The organism is Microbacterium songi (assembly GCF_042747925.1).
Classification (GTDB): domain Bacteria; phylum Actinomycetota; class Actinomycetes; order Actinomycetales; family Microbacteriaceae; genus Microbacterium.
Map to the genome: position 1 here is coordinate 247721 of NZ_JBHZIE010000006.1, position 17088 is coordinate 264808.

19 protein-coding genes are annotated in these 17088 nt (G+C 70.9%); 4 read left to right on the top strand and 15 right to left on the bottom strand.

Translation table 11 applies throughout. The annotated features are described in order from the left end of the window. Positions 1 to 264: 264 nt before the first annotated feature. On the top strand, positions 265 to 1473 hold the full coding sequence (locus ACFM35_RS09630; protein WP_378841396.1) for a class I SAM-dependent methyltransferase: 1209 nt from the start codon (positions 265 to 267) through the stop codon (positions 1471 to 1473). Between the two features lie 9 nt (positions 1474 to 1482). Here the strand turns inward: ACFM35_RS09630 and ACFM35_RS09635 are convergent, their stop codons facing one another. The 4 genes from ACFM35_RS09635 to tsaB are packed head-to-tail and all read right to left on the bottom strand — an operon-like array spanning position 1483 to position 4368. Continuing rightward, complete coding sequence (locus tag ACFM35_RS09635) at positions 1483 to 1947, bottom strand: hypothetical protein (RefSeq protein WP_378841398.1); 465 nt, start codon at positions 1945 to 1947, stop codon at positions 1483 to 1485. After that, the gene (gene tsaD, locus ACFM35_RS09640) at positions 1944 to 3071 is read right to left on the bottom strand and encodes a tRNA (adenosine(37)-N6)-threonylcarbamoyltransferase complex transferase subunit TsaD (protein ID WP_378841487.1); all 1128 of its coding nucleotides are present in this window, start codon (positions 3069 to 3071) and stop codon (positions 1944 to 1946) included. The genes ACFM35_RS09635 and tsaD overlap by 4 nt, the downstream gene beginning before the upstream one ends. 11 nt (positions 3072 to 3082) lie before the next feature. Continuing rightward, entirely contained in the window at positions 3083 to 3703 is a 621-nt protein-coding gene (rimI, locus tag ACFM35_RS09645) for a ribosomal protein S18-alanine N-acetyltransferase (protein ID WP_378841400.1), read from the bottom strand. Further along, a complete protein-coding gene (gene tsaB, locus ACFM35_RS09650; protein ID WP_378841402.1) occupies positions 3700 to 4368 on the bottom strand; it encodes a tRNA (adenosine(37)-N6)-threonylcarbamoyltransferase complex dimerization subunit type 1 TsaB in 669 nt (222 codons plus the stop codon). Before tsaB ends, rimI begins: the two co-directional genes overlap by 4 nt. A 95-nt stretch (positions 4369 to 4463) precedes the next feature. On the opposite strand from tsaB, the gene ACFM35_RS09655 reads away from it, so the two are divergent. Continuing rightward, complete coding sequence (locus ACFM35_RS09655) at positions 4464 to 5570, top strand: alpha/beta fold hydrolase (RefSeq protein WP_378841404.1); 1107 nt, start codon at positions 4464 to 4466, stop codon at positions 5568 to 5570. On the opposite strand, the gene tsaE is transcribed toward ACFM35_RS09655, so the two are convergent. The 5 genes from tsaE to coaA form a co-directional block, all read right to left on the bottom strand. Beyond that, the gene (gene tsaE / locus ACFM35_RS09660) at positions 5554 to 6075 is read right to left on the bottom strand and encodes a tRNA (adenosine(37)-N6)-threonylcarbamoyltransferase complex ATPase subunit type 1 TsaE (RefSeq protein ID WP_378841406.1); all 522 of its coding nucleotides are present in this window, start codon (positions 6073 to 6075) and stop codon (positions 5554 to 5556) included. The two genes, ACFM35_RS09655 and tsaE, sit on opposite strands and share 17 nt — an antisense overlap. A 38-nt stretch (positions 6076 to 6113) precedes the next feature. Beyond that, on the bottom strand, positions 6114 to 7238 hold the full coding sequence (gene alr / locus ACFM35_RS09665; RefSeq protein WP_378841408.1) for an alanine racemase: 1125 nt from the start codon (positions 7236 to 7238) through the stop codon (positions 6114 to 6116). Then, a complete protein-coding gene (locus ACFM35_RS09670) occupies positions 7235 to 7591 on the bottom strand; it encodes a holo-ACP synthase (RefSeq protein ID WP_378841410.1) in 357 nt (118 codons plus the stop codon). The genes alr and ACFM35_RS09670 overlap by 4 nt, the downstream gene beginning before the upstream one ends. A gap of 69 nt (positions 7592 to 7660) precedes the next feature. Next, a complete protein-coding gene (gene glmS / locus ACFM35_RS09675; protein WP_378841412.1) occupies positions 7661 to 9514 on the bottom strand; it encodes a glutamine--fructose-6-phosphate transaminase (isomerizing) in 1854 nt (617 codons plus the stop codon). 80 nt (positions 9515 to 9594) lie between these two features. Beyond that, on the bottom strand, positions 9595 to 10548 hold the full coding sequence (gene coaA, locus ACFM35_RS09680) for a type I pantothenate kinase (protein ID WP_378841414.1): 954 nt from the start codon (positions 10546 to 10548) through the stop codon (positions 9595 to 9597). A gap of 79 nt (positions 10549 to 10627) precedes the next feature. On the opposite strand from coaA, the gene ACFM35_RS09685 reads away from it, so the two are divergent. Next, on the top strand, positions 10628 to 11554 hold the full coding sequence (locus tag ACFM35_RS09685; protein ID WP_378841416.1) for a Ppx/GppA phosphatase family protein: 927 nt from the start codon (positions 10628 to 10630) through the stop codon (positions 11552 to 11554). A gap of 10 nt (positions 11555 to 11564) precedes the next feature. Here ACFM35_RS09685 and glmM read toward each other — a convergent pair whose 3' ends face one another. From glmM to ACFM35_RS09715, 6 genes are all read right to left on the bottom strand, one after another. Then, entirely contained in the window at positions 11565 to 12920 is a 1356-nt protein-coding gene (gene glmM / locus ACFM35_RS09690) for a phosphoglucosamine mutase (protein WP_378841418.1), read from the bottom strand. A gap of 14 nt (positions 12921 to 12934) precedes the next feature. After that, positions 12935 to 13420: a 30S ribosomal protein S9 gene (gene rpsI, locus ACFM35_RS09695; protein WP_378841420.1), complete on the bottom strand. Its 486-nt coding sequence runs from the start codon at positions 13418 to 13420 to the stop codon at positions 12935 to 12937. A gap of 29 nt (positions 13421 to 13449) precedes the next feature. Beyond that, positions 13450 to 13896, bottom strand: coding sequence for a 50S ribosomal protein L13 (gene rplM / locus ACFM35_RS09700; RefSeq protein WP_378841422.1), 447 nt, complete (start codon positions 13894 to 13896; stop codon positions 13450 to 13452). A gap of 249 nt (positions 13897 to 14145) precedes the next feature. Further along, positions 14146 to 14886, bottom strand: a complete 741-nt coding sequence (locus tag ACFM35_RS09705) for a CPBP family intramembrane glutamic endopeptidase (protein WP_378841424.1) — start codon at positions 14884 to 14886, stop codon at positions 14146 to 14148. An 11-nt stretch (positions 14887 to 14897) separates the two neighbouring features. Then, a complete protein-coding gene (locus ACFM35_RS09710) occupies positions 14898 to 15422 on the bottom strand; it encodes an LPXTG cell wall anchor domain-containing protein (RefSeq protein ID WP_378841427.1) in 525 nt (174 codons plus the stop codon). Positions 15423 to 15587: 165 nt separating this feature from the next. Continuing rightward, positions 15588 to 16376, bottom strand: a complete 789-nt coding sequence (locus tag ACFM35_RS09715) for a CPBP family intramembrane glutamic endopeptidase (RefSeq protein ID WP_378841428.1) — start codon at positions 16374 to 16376, stop codon at positions 15588 to 15590. 47 nt (positions 16377 to 16423) lie between these two features. On the opposite strand from ACFM35_RS09715, the gene ACFM35_RS09720 reads away from it, so the two are divergent. Then, positions 16424 to 17026, top strand: a complete 603-nt coding sequence (locus tag ACFM35_RS09720; protein WP_378841430.1) for an arsenate reductase/protein-tyrosine-phosphatase family protein — start codon at positions 16424 to 16426, stop codon at positions 17024 to 17026. Positions 17027 to 17088 lie beyond the last annotated feature (62 nt).

Sequence of the window (17088 nt, forward strand, 5' to 3'; positions counted from 1 at the left end):
TGGGGGCCTTAGGGGGATCGAGCCGTGGGCTTCCGGTGGTCAGGGGTTGCGGCATCCGGGGTTTCCGCGGCGCCCGCCTGCCCCCATCGCCCACCGGCTCCCGCCCGCCGACCGCCTCTCCGATCCCCGTCACCCCCGCCGCCGCGCGAAGCTCGCAGGATCCCGCGTGCTTCGCAGAGCAGTGCCGCCTGTCTGCGAACTCCGCGTCGATCTGCGCACGTCGTCGAGGTGAGGCACCCGGAGCGCCCGGGCTAGGCTGGCAGCGTGGATGCAGCAGAGCTCGGCGCCCTGCTGACCCCCGAAGGTCTGCGGCTCGTCGACAGCCTCCCCCCGATGGAATCGACCGACGACGTCGGGCGAGCCGTCTCCCGGCTGCGCGCCGACGGCCGGTCCCCCGCCCTCGTCTCGGCGGCGGTCGGGCAGGCACGCCTGCGCGCAAAGGCGCGCGGCAAGTTCGCCGAGTTCGCGGATCGGATGCTGTTCACCCGCGCCGGCCTCGAGCAGGCGACCCGGCTGTCCATCGCCGCACGGCATGCGGGCCGGTTCCGCGAGGCGGGCGTGACGGCGGTCGCCGACCTCGGGTGCGGTATCGGCGGCGATGCGCTGGGTTTCGCCGCGCTGGGCCTCCGGGTGCACGCGGTCGACGCCGACGAGGTGACGGCAGCCATCGCCGCGTACAACCTCGCGCCTTTCGGCGATGCGGTCACCGTGCAGCACGCGCGCGCCGAGGACGTGGATCTGGCCGCACGATTCGCGTCACCCGGCGAGCGCGGCGCGGTGTGGCTCGATCCCGCGCGGCGGACGGCCGGCCACAGCGAGACCTCCCGGGTGCGTCCCGAGGACTACACGCCGTCGCTGGAGTGGGCTTTCGCGCTCGCGGAGCGGATGCCGACCGGCATCAAGCTCGGTCCGGGATTCGATCGCAGCGCCCTCCCGCCGCACGTGGAGGCGCAATGGGTGAGCGCCGACGGGTCGACCATCGAACTCGTGCTGTGGTCGGGAACGCTCGCCCGTGACGGAGTGCGTCGTGCGGCGCTCGTGGTCCGGGGCGACTCCGCGCATGAGCTGACGGCGGCGAAGGATGCTGCGGACGAACCCGTCCGCGCACTCGGCGCCTACCTCCACGAGCCCGACGGTGCGGTCATCCGTGCGCGCCTCATCGGCGACGTCGCGCGGGCGCTGCAGGCGGGGATGGTCGCGGACGGCATCGCCTACCTCACGTCGGACGCCGCGCTGACGAGTCCATTCGTTTCGTCCTTCCGCGTCCGTGAGCAGCTCCCCGCCGACGTCAAGGCACTCGCCCGGGCCCTCCGCCAGCGCGGCATCGGCACGCTCGAGATCAAGAAGCGAGGCGTCGACATCGACCCGGCGGTGCTGCGGAAGTCACTGAAGCTCTCGGGCGACGCATCCGCCACCCTTTTCGTCACGCGTATCGACGGCAGACGCGTCGCCCTGCTGGCGGATCGCGTCTAGCGGTCGGGGTCAGCTGAGCATGTCGGCACGGCCGGCGGCCCACAGCAGCCAACCCGCGCTGTAGAGCACCGACAGCAGCCCGAGCACGAGCGCCCAGACCGCGACGGCGCGGCTCTCGAAGGGTCGTCGCAGTGCGAGGACGGCGACGACGATCCCGACGAGGCCGAGAGGGAAGGCCCAGCCGACGAAGAGCGCGAACGCCAGGCCGCCCACCGCGAAAGCAAGTGCCCAGCCGGCCAGGCCGCGCGGGGGCGCCGGTTCTGCGACCGCCCACTGCACGGGCGCGTAGGGCTGCTCGCCTGCGTCGGCGGGCGCGGAGGTCACTTCGACGGGCGCTGTGGGCAGTCTCGCGAATCCTCCCCGATGCGCTCCGGGCAGCGCGGTCTCGGCAGCCGGCGGCGCGATGTCGGGCGACGGCGGTTCGTTCCGCGGCACGGATGCCCCGCCGTATGCGGGTCCGACCGGATCTGTCACGCTGCCGCTCCGCGCCCGCCGTCACCCGCGGCGATGGCGCCCGCGACCCCCACGGCGTCCTCGTCCACGGCGACCTGGATCTCGGTGACGGGGAGGGTCGAATCGGCGCCGAAGGCGAGCGTCGACGGCGGGTGCCCCGCCATGATGAGCTCGGCCGCGAGCCCCGCGATCATCGCCCCGTTGTCGGTGCAGAGCGACAACGGAGGGATGCGCAGCGCCACCCCGGCGGCATCCGCGCGCTCGTGCGCCACCTCCCGCAGGCGGCGGTTCGCGATCACGCCGCCGCCGAGCAGCAGGCGAGGCACTCCGTGTCGGGCGCACGCGTCGAGCGCCTTCGTGACGAGGACGTCGATGACGGCCTCTCGGAAGGACGCGGCGACGTCATCGACCGGCACCGGTTCGCCGGCCGCCTGCTGCTGCTCCGTCCAGCGCGCGACCGCGGTCTTGAGCCCGGAGAAGGAGAAATCGTAGCGGTGGGTGTCCATGTCGGACGCCCGTGAGAGTCCGCGCGGGAAGCGGATCGCCCGGGGGTCGCCCGTCAGTGCCGCCCGATCGATCTCCGGTCCGCCCGGATACGGCAGCCCGAGCAGCCGGGCGACCTTGTCGAACGCCTCCCCCGCGGCATCGTCCACGGTCTCGCCCAGGAGCTCCACGTCGCTCGTCAGGTCGCGCACCAGCAGCAACGAGGTGTGGCCGCCGCTGACGAGAAGGGCGACGGTCGGGTACTCCAACGGGTCGCCGGCGGGATCGAGGATGTCCGCGGCGATGTGCCCCACGAGGTGGTTCACCGCGTAGATCGGCCGGTCGAGCGACACGGCGAGCGCCTTCGCCGCACCGATGCCGACCATCAGCGCCCCGGCGAGACCCGGACCGGAGGTGACGGCGATCGCGTCGATGTCCGCCAGCGTGACGTCTGCCTCGGCGAGCGCCGCAGCGATCGAGGGCTGCATGGCTTCGAGGTGCGCGCGGGCGGCGACCTCGGGCACGACTCCGCCGTAACGGGCGTGCTCGTCCATGCTGCTGGCGATGGTGTTGCTCAGCAGCGTCCGACCGCGGACGATGCCGATCCCGGTCTCATCGCAGCTCGTCTCGATCCCGAGGACGAGGGGCTCGGTGCGGTTCAGCTCGGGGCGGTTCACTCGGGTACCTCCGTCGACGCCGGGGACGCGGCATCCGCGCTCGCCCGCCGGCGCTCGCCGAAAGCCGGGGATCCGCCCGATGTCGGAGCGATGCCCGCAGGATGCTCCGCATTCCGGCCGATCTCGGACGTCGGGCCGGGCTCGGACGTCCGTTCCCGCGCCGCGACCCAGTCGGCCACGACCAGGCGCATGATCACGGCGTCGATGTCGTCGGGCTGGTAGTAGTGCGGACGCCGCCCGAGCTCGACGAAACCCTCCGATGCGTACAGGCCCTGCGCGACCGGGTTGTCGGCCCGCACCTCGAGGAACACCTCGCGCACCCGGCGTCGCGCGGCTTCGTGCAGGAGGGCCGACAGGATGACCCGACCCCGACCCTGTCCGCGAGCCGCTTCGGCGATCGCGATCGTCTGCACGTCGGCGTCCTTCGAGCCACGCGGGGCGCGCAGGCCGGCGTACCCCAGCAGCTGAGGGCCTTCCTCGTCGACGATGTACCACCCGTGCGGAGAGGACAGCTCTTCGCGCATCATCGCGTCTGACCACGCATCGGTCGGGAACGATGCCCGTTCGAGGGCCATGATGGCGCCGAGGTCGTCGGGCACGGCATCGCGCAGGGTCATGCGGTCACCCGCTTGGGTCCGGCCGACAGCGTCACGTCCGGCGACCGCAGGTACAGCGCTTCGTCCGGGCCGACCGCTCGATCGGCGGCGAGGGCGCGGGATGCCACGATCCCGACCATCGCCGCGGGCACGGCGGTCGCATCGTGGCGGCGTGCGCCGAGCTCCTCGAGACGCGCGTCGAGGTCGTCGCGGGGGACGAGCGCCGGCCCGACGGCGCGGACGGGCAGCCCGTCGTCGTCGAGCCCGTCGTACACGGAGTACGCGAACTCCCGGCGCCGCGCATCGGTCACGACCGCGAAACGGGGCGTCTCGATGTCTCGGATGGCGTCGGCGAGAAGCACCTGGAGCGCGATCGCGTCGTGGCTCACCACGGGAACGACGCGGATCCCGCGTCCCTGCGCGAACGTGCGCGCCGCCGCGATGCCGACCCGCAGCCCGGTGAAGGGGCCGGGCCCCATACCCGCCGCCACCGTCGTGAGCGCGGCGCGGACGTCGCTCGCCGTCTCCCCGACGACGGATGCCGCGGCCAGCGCCTCCGTGAGCATCCGGCCGATCGCCTCTGCGTGCCCGAGGGCGTTCTCATTCGCGATCTCGGCGCGCACGACTCCGTCGTCCTCGACCACGGCGACCGCGGTTCCGAGGGAGGTGTCGATGCTCAGGATCACAGGTTCCAGGGTAGTCGCGCGGCGGCGAGCCGTATCGGCGTCCGCACCCACCCGCCCGGCCCAAACCGTCCGCGCCGCCGCGACGAATGAGGGGTGTGAGACCGACGACGACCCGACGCACCCCCGCCCTGATCACGCGCGAACGCGAGCTGGGTCTTCGCCGCGTCGTCGTGCCGACCACGCTCGGGCCCGTCGTCGCGCGCGTCGGACGGGTCGCCCGCGTCACGCAGGGCGAAGACGCCGAGCGCATCGCCGGGGACCCACCCGTCCCCCGCAGGCGCACCCGCCCGGCGGGACGCTCCGCGACCATCCTGCTCCACGGGGCGGCGGGGTCCTGGACGACGTGGACGCCCCTGATCGCGGCATCCGATTCGATGGCCACCCCGCTGCACGACCTGATCGTCCCCGACCTGCCCGGATGGGGCGAAAGCGGAGAACTCCCGCTCATCGACAGCGTGGGCGAGATGTCCGATGCGGTCGCCGAACTCGCCCGGGCACTCGGGTACACGTCGTGGCGGGTGATCGGTCATTCCCTCGGCGGTGTCATCGCCCTCGACATCGCCGCACGGCATCCGCGCGAGACGACGAGCGTCGCTCTGGTGTCGCCGAGTGGCGCGGCGGTGCTCGACGCCGCCCGCCGGCCCCTCCGCGGCGGGCTGCGACTGCCCGCGCTCGCCGGGATGCTGCTCGCCATGCGCCTCCTGTCCACGTGGGGCCGTCGCGGGCGCGGCGGCCGTGCGGTGATGCGCACGCTCGACCGGGTCGGCGTCCTCCGCGGCCTCTCCGCGCCCCTGTTCGCCCTCCCCTCGGAAGTCCACCGCAGCGTCATCGCCGCGATCGCGGCCGATGCCCGCCCCGCGACGTTCCGCCGCGCCGCCATCCTTGCCGCCGCCTATGACACCGACGCCTGGCGAGGCATCGTGTGCCCGGTCGGTTCCCTCCGGGGGGAGAACGACGTCTTCTCGGCCACGTCCGACGCCGACGAGTTCGCCCGCCTGATCCCCGGCTTCCGCGAAGTGCGGCTGGCCGACGCCGGCCACTTCGCCCACGTCGAACGCCCGACCGCCGCCTTCGCCGTCCTCACCGCCCTCGCGGGCGTCCGCCGGACGACGGTGGCCGGTCTCGAGAAGAGCGACACACCGGAACGAGCGGATGCCGCGACATCCGCTCGTCGAGGCCTCGCGGCTACGACGCGCGGCTGATCGACACGCGGCTGATCGACACGGTGCGCGGAGCATCGTCGTCCAGCGCGAGCGTGTGCGCGGAGATGTCGCCGCACATCGTGTCGGCGCCACGACCTCCGGTGGGACGTTCGAGCTCGACCTCCCACCAATGGTCGCGCAACCCCGCGACCATGCCACGACCCCACTCGACCACGACCACGGAGTTGTCCAGATCGATGTCCAGATCGTCCAGCTCGAGTGCGGATCCGAGCCGGTAGGCATCCACGTGCACGAGCGGGGGGCCCTCGACGAGGGACGGATGCGTCCGTGCGATCACGAAAGTCGGGCTCTGCACGGGTCCGCGTACGCCCAGACCCGCCGCGATGCCCCGCGTGAGGGTCGTCTTGCCCGCGCCGAGCGGTCCGGTGAGCACGACGAGGTCACCGGCGTGCAGCATCCGCCCCATCTGCTCGCCCAGCGCCTCCATGGCCGCGGGCGACTCGATGTCGCGTTCCCCGACCAGCTCGTCCAGTCCCTCGCTCATACCTTCTGCAACGCCGGCGCCGTCGTGGGGCTTCCCGCTCACGAAGACACCTGCCGGCGCGACACGCGCGCGCCGATACGCGTCACGATCTCGTAGTTGATCGTGCCGGCGGCGTCGGCCCAATCGGTCGCCGAGGGAGACCCCAGCGTCGGATCACCGAACAGCACCGCCTCGTCGCCGACGGCCACCGGGAGGTCGCCGACGTCGACGACGAACTGGTCCATGGCGATGCGCCCCGCCACCGACACACGCTTTCCGTTGATATGGACGGGACCCACGCCGGATGCCTGCCGCGGCACCCCGTCGGCGTATCCGAGGGGGATCAGGGCCAGCGTCGTCTCGCTGTCGGTGACATGGTCGTATCCGTACGAGACGCCGTGTCCCGGGCCGACCCGGCGGACGGCCGCGACCGATCCGCGCAGGGTCATCGCCGGCCGCAGACCCAGGTCCGCGGAGGACTTGTCGGCGAACGGCGACAGCCCGTAGATGCCGATACCCGTGCGCACGCATCCCAGACGCGTCTCGGGCAGGGCGATCGCGGAATGCGTGGCCGCGATGTGCCGCAGCGGCGGCGCGAGGCCGGCAGATGCCGCGGCCGCGAGCGCCTCGTGGAATGCCCGCAGCTGCGCCCGGTCTTCATCGGCGCTGGTGTTGGAGAGGTGGCTGAACACCCCGATCACCCTCAGCTTGCCGATCCGCTCGAGGCGCGCCGCCTCGGCGAAGACCATGCCGTAGTCCTCGGGCGGAATGCCGTTGCGGGCCAGCCCCGTCTCGAGTTTGAGCTGCACCGCGACGGCGCGACCGACGGATGCCGCGGCCGCCGCCCGCAGCAGCTGGTCGAAGTCCGAGATGCCCAGCTCGACACCGGCGCCCGCTGCTTCGGCGAACGAGGCGCCGGGGGCATGCAGCCACGCGAGGATCGGAGCATCGATGCCCGCGCGACGCAGGTGCAGCGCCTCCGCGATGTCGGCGACCCCCAGTCGGTTCGCGCCGCCCTCGAGGGCCGCGGCGGCCGCGCGCACGGCTCCGTGCCCGTAGCCGTCGGCTTTCACCACCGCGATCACCTCGCTCGAGGTCAGACGACGCAGGTGACGGACGTTGGCCGCGATGGCGCCGACGTCGATCGTTGCCTCGCGCATGACCCCGGCAGGCAGACGGCTCATGCGGCCGTCTCCGCGATCACATATGCGGCGGCGATCCCGCCGTCGTGCGACATCGAGAGGTGCAGCGTGGCGATCCCGCGCTCGCCCACGGTGTCGGCGGTCGAACCCGACAGCGTGAACCACGGGCGGCCGGATGCCTCGGGCGTGACTTCGATCTCGGTCCAGTGCACCCCGTCCGAGCCGCCGAGCGCCTTGATGAGCGCTTCCTTGGCTGCGTAGCGCGCAGCCAGCGAGCGCGGCGGCAGTGCTCGTTCCGCGGGCGAGAAGAGCCGCTCGAGCAGGCGCGGCGTGCGCTCCAGCGAGCGCTCGAAGCGGGGGATGTCGACCAGGTCGACGCCGATCCCGACGATCATCGGCCGCTCCCCTCGCGCCTCTGTTGCAGCATCCGCCACACTATCGCGCGGTGCCCGCGATCCCGCCGGCTACTCGACAGTGACCGACTTGGCGAGGTTGCGCGGCTGGTCGACGTCGAGGCCCTTCGCGGTGGCGAGGCCCATCGCGAAGATGTGCAGCGGAACGACCGCCAGGAGCGGCTCGAAGAGCGGGCCGGCGAGCGGGATGTGGATGACCTCGTCGGTGTGCGGCAGCACCGCGGCGTCGCCTTCCTCGGCGATGACGATCACACGGGCGCCCCGGGCCTGGATCTCCTCGATGTTCGAGACGACCTTCTTGTGCAGTTCGGCCGATTCCCGCGGCGACGGCACGATGACGAAGACCGGCTGGCCGGGCTCGATGAGCGCGATGGGTCCGTGCTTGAGCTCCCCCGCGGCGAAGCCTTCGGCGTGGATGTAGGCGAGCTCCTTCAGCTTGAGCGCGCCCTCCAGGGCGATCGGATAGCCGACGTGGCGGCCCAGGAACAGCACCGAGCGGGTGTCGGTCATCCAGTGCGCGAGCTGGCCGATGCGGTCCTGCTCGCGCTCGAGGATGCGCGAGATCTTGCTCGGGATCGCCTCGAGCTCGAGCACGTTCTGCGCGATCTCGGTGGGGCTCAGCGCGCCGCGGATGCCGCCGATGTGCAGCGCGAGGAGATAGAGCGCGGTGATCTGCGCGACGAATGCCTTCGTCGACGCGACCGCGACCTCGGGGCCGGCGTGCGTGTAGACGATCGCGTCGGACTCCCGCGGAATCGTCGCCCCCTGCGTGTTGCAGATCGACAGGGTGCGCGCACCGTGCTCGCGGGCGTACTTGACGGCCATGAGCGTGTCCATGGTCTCGCCCGACTGGCTGATCGAGACCACGAGAGTGTCGGGGCCGATCACGGGATCCCGGTAGCGGAACTCGTGCGCGAGCTCCACATCGACGGGCACGCGCGTCCACTGCTCGAGCGCGTACTTGCCGACCAGGCCGGCGTAGGCGGCGGTGCCGCAGGCGATGACGATCACGCGGTTGATGTCGCGGAACAGCTCGTCCAGGCCGTCCAGCTCGGGGATGGCCACATGACCGTCGCGGATGCGGCCGCGCAGGGTGTTCGCGACGGCTTCGGGCTCCTCCGACACCTCTTTGGCCATGAAGCTCGACCATCCGCCCTTCTCTGCGGCCGAGGCATCCCACGTCACTTCGAACGGCTCGACCTCGACGGCGTTGCCCGTGAAGTCGGTGACCTCGACGCCCTGCGGAGTGATGGCGACGATCTCGTCCTGACCGATGGCGAGCGCACGGCGGGTGTGCTCGACGAAGGCCGCGACGTCGGATCCGAGGAAGTTCTCGCCCTCGCCGAGTCCGATGACCAGGGGCGAGTTGCGGCGGGCGCCGACGACCAGGCCGGGATGCTCCTCGTGCATCGCGAGCAGCGTGAACGCGCCCTCGAGCCGGGCGGCGACCGTCCGGAAGGCCTCGACCAGGTCTCCCCCGTTGGCCCGGTATTCGCGGCCGAGCAGCACCGCGGCGACCTCGGTGTCGGTCTGGCTGTGGAACGTGAAGCCGTCCGACAGCAGCTCGGCCTTCAGTTCGGCGAAGTTCTCGATGATGCCGTTGTGGATGACGGCGAGCTTGTCGTCGTCGGCCAGGTGCGGGTGGGCGTTGGCGTCGGTCGGACCGCCGTGCGTCGCCCAGCGGGTGTGGCCGATACCGGTCGTCCCGTCGGCGAGCGGGTCGATCGCGAGGTCATCGCGCAGCACCTTCAGCTTGCCGGCGCGCTTGCGCATCCCCAGCGTGCCGTCGCCGTTGATCACGGCGACTCCGGCGGAGTCGTAACCCCGGTACTCCAGCCGCGCCAGCCCGGCCATCAACACGCTCTGACTCGGCCGGGGGCCGACGTATCCCACGATTCCACACATGCTCTTCATGCTACGAGGCGGGGTATGCGAGACGCCTGAACGAAACGGATGCCGCGCCCAGACCGCCCGCCGCGGCTGGGCTACACCTTGCGCAGCAGCACCCGCTCGACGGCGTGCGCCTCACCCTTCTGCAGCACCAGGGTCGCCCGGTGACGGGTGGGCAGCACGTTCTCGACGAGGTTCGGCAGGTTGATGTCGTTCCAGAAGCCCATCGCCAGGTCGAGGGCCTCCTCGTCGCTCAGGTGGGTGAACCCGCGGAAGAACGAGGTCGGGCTGTTGAACGCACTCGCCTTCAACGCCAGGAACCGGTTGGCGAACCACCGGGTGATGTGCGAGGTCTCGGCGTCGACGTAGATCGAGAAGTCGAAGAGGTCGCTGACGGCGACGTCGTTCGGGTTCGCCGGGGGCTGCAGCACGTTCAGCCCCTCGACGATCACGACGTCGGGGCGACGCAGGGTGACGTGCGCATCGGGGACGATGTCGTACTGCAGGTGCGAATAGAACGGCGCCCGCACCTCGGGAGCCCCGCTCTTGACATCGGTCATGAAGGCGACGAGCGCCCGCCGGTCGTACGACTCGGGGAAGCCCTTGCGGTCCATCAGCCCGCGCCGCTCCAGCTCGGCGTTCGGGTAGAGGAAGCCGTCGGTCGTCACCAACTCCACGCGCGGCGTGCCGGGCCACCGGCTCATGAGCTCGCGCAGCAGTCGGGCGATGGTCGACTTGCCCACGGCGACCGACCCCGCGACCGCGACGACGAACGGTGTGGTCGTGTCCTGCTCGCCGAGGAACGTGCTGGTGTCCGCCCCGAGCCGCTTGTTGGCCTCGGCATAGAGCGACAGCAGTCGCGACAGCGGCAGGTACACCTCGCGCACCTCGGCGATGTCGAGGCGGTCGCCGAGCCCCCGCAGCTGGACGATCTCGTTCTCGGTCAGCGGCTGGGTCACGCCCGCGGCCATGCGCGACCATTCCGCGCGGTCGATCTCGCGGTACAGCGAGTGCACCACGTCGGTCGTGGCGGTGTCGTCGGCAGGCATCGCGCCCATGGTAGCGGGTGCGGATGCCTCGGCCCGCCTCCGTGCATGAGCCTGTGCCCGCGCACGATACTGTCGAGCCGTGCGCTTAGGGGTCCTCGACATCGGCTCGAACACGGTCAATCTGCTCGTCGCCGAGGCTCGACCGGGCGTCCGGCCCGTCACTACGACGTCGTTCCGGCGGGTGCTGCGCCTCATGCGCTTCCTCGAGGCCGACGGCTCGATCAGCGCCGACGGAGTGCGGGCGCTGACGGATGCCGCGGCCCAGGCTCGCGCGGTCGCCGAGGCGGAGGGGGTCGAGGCGTTCCTGACGATCGCCACATCCGCGCTGCGCGAGGCCACGAACGGGCCCGAGGTCATCGCCCTCATCGAGCAGGTGACCGGGGTGCTCCTGCAGGTGCTCGACGGACCCGGCGAGGCGCGCTACACGTTCCTCGCGATCCGGCGCTGGTTCGGCTGGTCGGCGGGCGAGATCCTCATGCTCGACATCGGAGGCGGATCGCTCGAGGTCGCGGTCGGGGCGAACGAGCTTCCCGACGTCGCCCTGTCTGTCCCGCTCGGAGCCGGGCGCGTGACGGTCGGATATCTTCCGGACGACCCGCCCACCGAGACGCAGCTGCGCGCGCTGCGCGCGCACGCGGACGAGCAGCTCGAACCGGTGAAGCAGGCGATGGCGGGGCATCCGTCGCCCGATCATTTCGTGGGGTCGTCTAAGACGATCCGGTCGCTCGCGCGGCTGGCGGGGACGACGCAGCCGGGGTGGGCCGAAGAGGACCGCCTGCTGCTCAGTCGTGCGAGCCTGAAGAGCTGGATCCCGCGGATGGCGGCGATGCCCGCCGAGGCGCGCCAGCAGCTCCCGGGCATCACCCCCGAGCGCACGTTCCAGATCGTCGGCGGCGCCGTCGTGCTGCACGCGGCGATGAAGGCGCTGAACGTCGACACGCTCGAGGTGAGCCCGTGGGCCCTGCGCGAAGGAGTGCTCCTGCGCTACCTCGAGACGGTCGACTGACCGTCGCCCGTCAGAGCGCCAGCCGCCCCCGCACGACCTCGGCGAGCCCCTCGGCATAGCGGTGGGCGGCAGCCTCGTCGGCGGCCTCCACCATCACGCGCACGAGGGGCTCGGTGCCCGATGCCCGCAGCAGCACCCGTCCCGTGTCGCCCAGCGATGCGGTCGCGGCGGCCACGGCCTCGGCGACGACGGGGTCTGCGACGCGCGTTCGATCGACGCCTGTGACGTTGATGAGCACCTGCGGGAACACGGTCATCACCGACGCGAGTTCGGCGGCGGTGCGGCCCGTGCGGGCCATCTCGGCGACCAGGTGCAGGCCGGTCAGGAGGCCGTCGCCCGTCGTGGCGAACTCACTCATGATGACGTGCCCCGACTGCTCACCGCCCAGGGAGAAGCCGCCCTCGTTCATGCGCTCCAGCACGTAGCGGTCGCCGACTGCGGTCTGCTCGACCGTGATGCCGTGCGATTCCATCGCGCGGTGCAGTCCGAGGTTGCTCATGACGGTCGCGACCAGCGTGTCCGAGACGAGGTGCCCCCGCTCCTTCATCGCCACCGCGAGGATGGCCATGATCTGGTCTCCGTCGATGACCTTGCCCGTGGCATCCACGGCCAAGCATCGGTCGGCGTCGCCGTCGTGCGCGATACCGATGTCGGCGCCGGCCTTCAACACCGCTTCGGAGAGCACGGAGAGGTGCGTCGACCCGACTCCGTCGTTGATGTTCCAGCCGTCGGGGTCCGCGCCGATCACCGTGACCTCGGCGCCCGCGTCGCGGAACGTCTCGGGTGAGACTCCGGATGCCGCGCCGTGCGCGCAGTCGAGCACGACGTGCAGACCGCTCAAGCGGTTGGGCAGCGAGGCGAGGAGGTGCAGGACGTAGCGGTCCTCGGCGTCGGAGAACCGGCGGATGCGGCCCACGCCCGCGCCGGTGGGCTGCAGTTTGGGTCCGGAGAGCGCCTCTTCAATGCGCCGCTCGACTTCGTCCGGGAGCTTGACCCCTCCGCGCGCGAAGATCTTGATGCCGTTGTCGGGCGCGGGGTTGTGGGACGCCGAGACCATCACGCCGAAGTCGGCGTCGTGGTCGGAGATCAGGAACGCGAGCGCGGGGGTCGGCAGAACCCCGGCTTCGAGGACGTCGACGCCGGACGACGCCAGACCGGCGCAGACCGCCGCGGCGAGGAATTCGCCGGACACACGGGGGTCGCGTGCGACCACGGCGGTGAGCCGGCGGCCTGAGGCCTTGCGGGCCTCGGCGGTACGGCCCTGGCCCAGGACGACGGCGGTCGCCTGGGCCAGGGTGAGTGCGAGATCGGCGGTGAGGGGGCCGTTGGCCAGCCCCCGCACGCCGTCCGTGCCGAACAGCGGCATCGGAGCGGTACCGATCAGCGCTTCGAGTACTGAGGCGCCTTGCGGGCCTTCTTGAGACCGGCCTTCTTGCGCTCGATGACGCGGGCGTCACGCGAGAGGAAGCCGGCCTTCTTCAGGGTGGCGCGGTTGTGCTCTTCGTCGATCTGGTTCAGCGAGCGTGCGATACCGAGGCGCAGTGCACCGGCCTGGCCCGAGGGGCCACCGCCCGAGATGCGCACGATGACGTCGTAGGCACCCGTGAGGTTGAGCACGGTGAACGGGTCGGTGATCAGCTGCTGGTGCAGCTTGTTCGGGAAGTACTCCTCGAACGCACGGCCGTTGACCGTGATGGTGCCCGAGCCGGGAATGAGGCGCACGCGGGCGATGGCCTGCTTGCGACGACCGACGGCCGCACCGGGGACGCTGAGCACGGGGCGCTCTACGGCGACGGCTTCCTGGTCGACGGGGGTCTCGGTCGAGTAGCTCTCGGGAGCTTCGGTGGTCTCTTCGATGTTCGCCACGAGTATGTCCTTAATCTTCTGAACGGCGCTTACTGGGCGACCTGGTCGAGGGTGTAGGTCGTGGGCTGCTGGGCACCGTGGGGGTGCTCGGCGCCGCGGTAGACCTTGAGCTTCTTCAGCTGCTGGGCGCCGATGCTGTTCTTGGGGAGCATGCCGCGGACGGCCTTCTCCACGGCGCGCTCGGGGTTCTTGGCGAGGAAGTCGCTGTACGTGATCGACTTCAGGCCGCCCGGGTAGCCCGAGTGGCGGTACGCCTTCTTCTTCTCGAGCTTCTGGCCGGTCAGCGCGACCTTCTCGGCGTTGATGATGATGACGAAGTCGCCCATGTCCATGTGGGGGGCGAAGGTCGCCTTGTGCTTGCCGCGGAGGAGCGTTGCGGCGTGGGAGGCGAGACGGCCCAGGACGACGTCGGTCGCGTCGATGATGAGCCACTCGCGCTGGGCTTCGCCAGCCTTGGGGGTGTACGTGCGCGTCACAATAGTGCTGCTTTCTTGAATCGAACGGAGAGGTTCGTGAATCCCGCTCCGGGGTGGTTCTCCGACCTGAAGGCCGACGGAACACGCCAGTGGAGGGCTCACGTTCGTAGTGTCACGCCAGCAAGACGCAGACACCAAGGGTCAAGCCTACGGCATGCGGATGCTGCGGCCAAACGCCGCCTCATCCCTCCGGTCACCGACCGCCCTCAGCCCCCGTCGGTGAGCGAGCGAAGCGAGTCGAAGCACTCCTCAGCCGAGCATGAGAACAACACCGATGGTGTTGAACACGATGTGCGCGGCCAGCGCCGCGGCGAGGCGCCCGGTGACGAGGGTCAGGATGCCGCATCCGACGCCCACCCCGATGGTTCCGATCACCAGACCGAGCGGTGCGCTTCCCCCGAGCGGCAGGAGGTGCAGCGCGACGAAGGCCGCGGTGGTCAGCACGAGCGCCACGGTGCCGGCGATCGTCGGGCCTGCGCCGCGGAGCCCGTTCGCGATGGCGGGCAGGGCGATGCCGCGGAAGAAGACCTCTTCGATCACCGGGCTGAGGAGCACGGCCGTCACGATGACGACGGCCAGCGTGGCGTAGCGGCCGAAACTCGGCTCCTCGACGAACGGGCCCTCGAGTGAACCCGTGGTGGGCGCACTCAGCTCGACGGCGGCGCGGACGAGCGCCCCGACGCACGCACCGATCAGCAGGTCGCTCACCCGCCATCGGCGCAGAGCGCGCACCCACGCGTGGGGTGGAGTCCCCACACGGACGGCGAGCACGGCGCCGATCACGAGAGGCGCTGAAAGGATGGCGATGTCGAGTGCGCGCAGGACCCAAGCCGGCCACGACGGGAGGAACACGCCCACCCCGGGGGAGGACGTCCCGACGACCGCGGCCACGACGAAGGCGACCGTCAGGACGACGATCGCCGGGGTCGGTCGCGTGAACGACGCGAGAAAAGACGAAGACCCCGGACGCGTGTCCGGGGTCTTCGCCATGAAGCGTGTGATCAGTTGCTGCTGGTCGTCGCGCGGCGGCGGGCAGCCACCGCGGCGACAGCCAGGCCACCGAGCGCAACAGCGCCGACGCCGCCCCAGATGGCGATGGTCGGAACCTCGCCACCGGTCGCGGGCAGCGAGCCCGAGGCCGCCGCAGTGGTGACCGTGACGGTCCGGCTGCCGAGGACGGTGCCATCCGGCGCAGCGGCCGTGACGGTGTAGGTGCCCGCGGCCTTGGCCGTAAACGTGGTGCTCGCGGAGCCGTTGGCAACGGTCTTGGTGACCGAAGACGACGCCGTGTTGGCGAGTGCGGCCGACGACAGCGTGCCGCCGCCGCCCGTCGTGCTGAAGATGATGGTGGCGTAGTCGCCGACACCGTTGATCGTGATGATCGTCACGTCGCCGATGATGATCGTCGGGTTGTTGATGATGATCGTGATGGGCGGTGCGGGGTAGGTGTCCGCGTTGGCGGCAGAAGCACCGGTGAGCCCGATCGCAGCCGCGATGGCCAGCGCCGTGAAAGTCTTCTTGAACATGGTGATTGATCTCCAAAGGTTTGGTGAAGCGGTGAGTCGTCTTTGTTCAAAGGCGGCAAACCCCCCCAGAGGGCTTCCCATATCGGCCATGCTAGCGGGTTCGTTTCCCATACCGCCAGGCGGCAGTATTTCGCCTATGTAAAGAGTCGATGAACGGCCGAGCATTCAGGCGGCGAAAGTGCCCGCCATCGCGAGGGCGACGAAACTCAGATTGAAGACCGCGTGCACCAGCACGGCTCCCCAGATTCTGCCCGTCAGCAGCACGAGTGCCGAGCACGTCGCGCCGAGCATGATGAGGCCGACGACTCCCGCGCCCTCGCTGGGCTGCAGCCCGTGGGCGAGCACGAAGACGCCCGTGCTGCCCAGGAGTGCGATCACCCCCGCGAAGAGCGAACCGACCTGACGTCGGAACACCGTGAACAACGCCACGAGCAGCACGGCGCGGAAGAAGAATTCCTCGATCACCGGCGCGATCAGTCCGGGAGACACCACGTCGGTGAACAGCCAACCCGACGGCAGATTTCCCCCGATGACGGGGTATGACGGCAACGCGCCGTCCTCGCCGAGGGCGAGCTCGATCCACCCCTGCGCGATCCTCAGAGCTGCGCCGATGGCGAGACCGTAGAGCAGATCGACGGGGCGGAGCCGCAGGAGGCCGATGGGGCGCGACCGGGTGAACGCCCAGACGACCGGCACGAGCATCCCGATCCACAGGACCCCGGTCGCGGCCATCGGGCCCCACGTGACGGGCAGCATCGAGATCAGCAGCGCGCCCGCGAGCAGCCCGAGCCCCAGAGAGAAGAACGCGATCGCCAGGAGCCGCTCGCGCCACCGGCGGACGGTCCGGCCGCCCAGGCGCCAGTCTCGGCGGCCGATATGCTCCGCGCTCGACTCGGACCGGGCCTGTCGCGCGTCGCGAGCCTCCGCCGGGGCGTCTATAGAGTGGTCGGGCACGCGCCCACGTTACCTGCCGCGCTTCTCTCAGCCCCAGGAGGCTCCCCGTGATCGAGGTTCTGACGGTGTGCACGGGCAACATCTGCCGCTCGCCGCTCGCGGAGCAGCTCCTGCGCACGCGCCTGTCCGACCTCGACGTGCACGTCGCGAGCGCCGGCACCCGGGGCCTGCGCGATGCGCCGATGACACCCGAGGCGCTCCGGCTGGCGACTGAGTTGGGCGTCGATCCGGCAGACAGCAGCGCGCACCGATCGCGATACCTGACCGAGGCGCAGCTGTCCGACCCCGACCTCATCCTCGCCATGACGCGGGAGCACCGCCGAGCGATCGTAGAACTCGCGCCCTCACGGCTGCGATCGACATTCACGGTGCGCGAGTTCGCGCGTCTTGCGGCTGACATCGATGACGAACTGCTGCGCGAGGCCGCCGAGAGCGCCGGGCCGGATGCCTCGTCCCGCGTCCGCGCCGTGGCCGCGCTCGTCGCGTCCCGCCGCGGACTCGTGCTGCCGCCTGACGATCCCACGGACGACGACGTGATCGACCCCTATCGACGTTCGTGGTCGACTTATCAGCTCTCCGCATCGCAGCTCGAGCCGGCCACCCGCGAAGTCGTCCGCGTCCTCCGCGACGCCCTGGCGGAGGCCGCGTAACCTGCCCGAAACGTGCCCTCTCTCGGCTGTAAATCGGCTGTGACAAGATGGCCTTGACCACG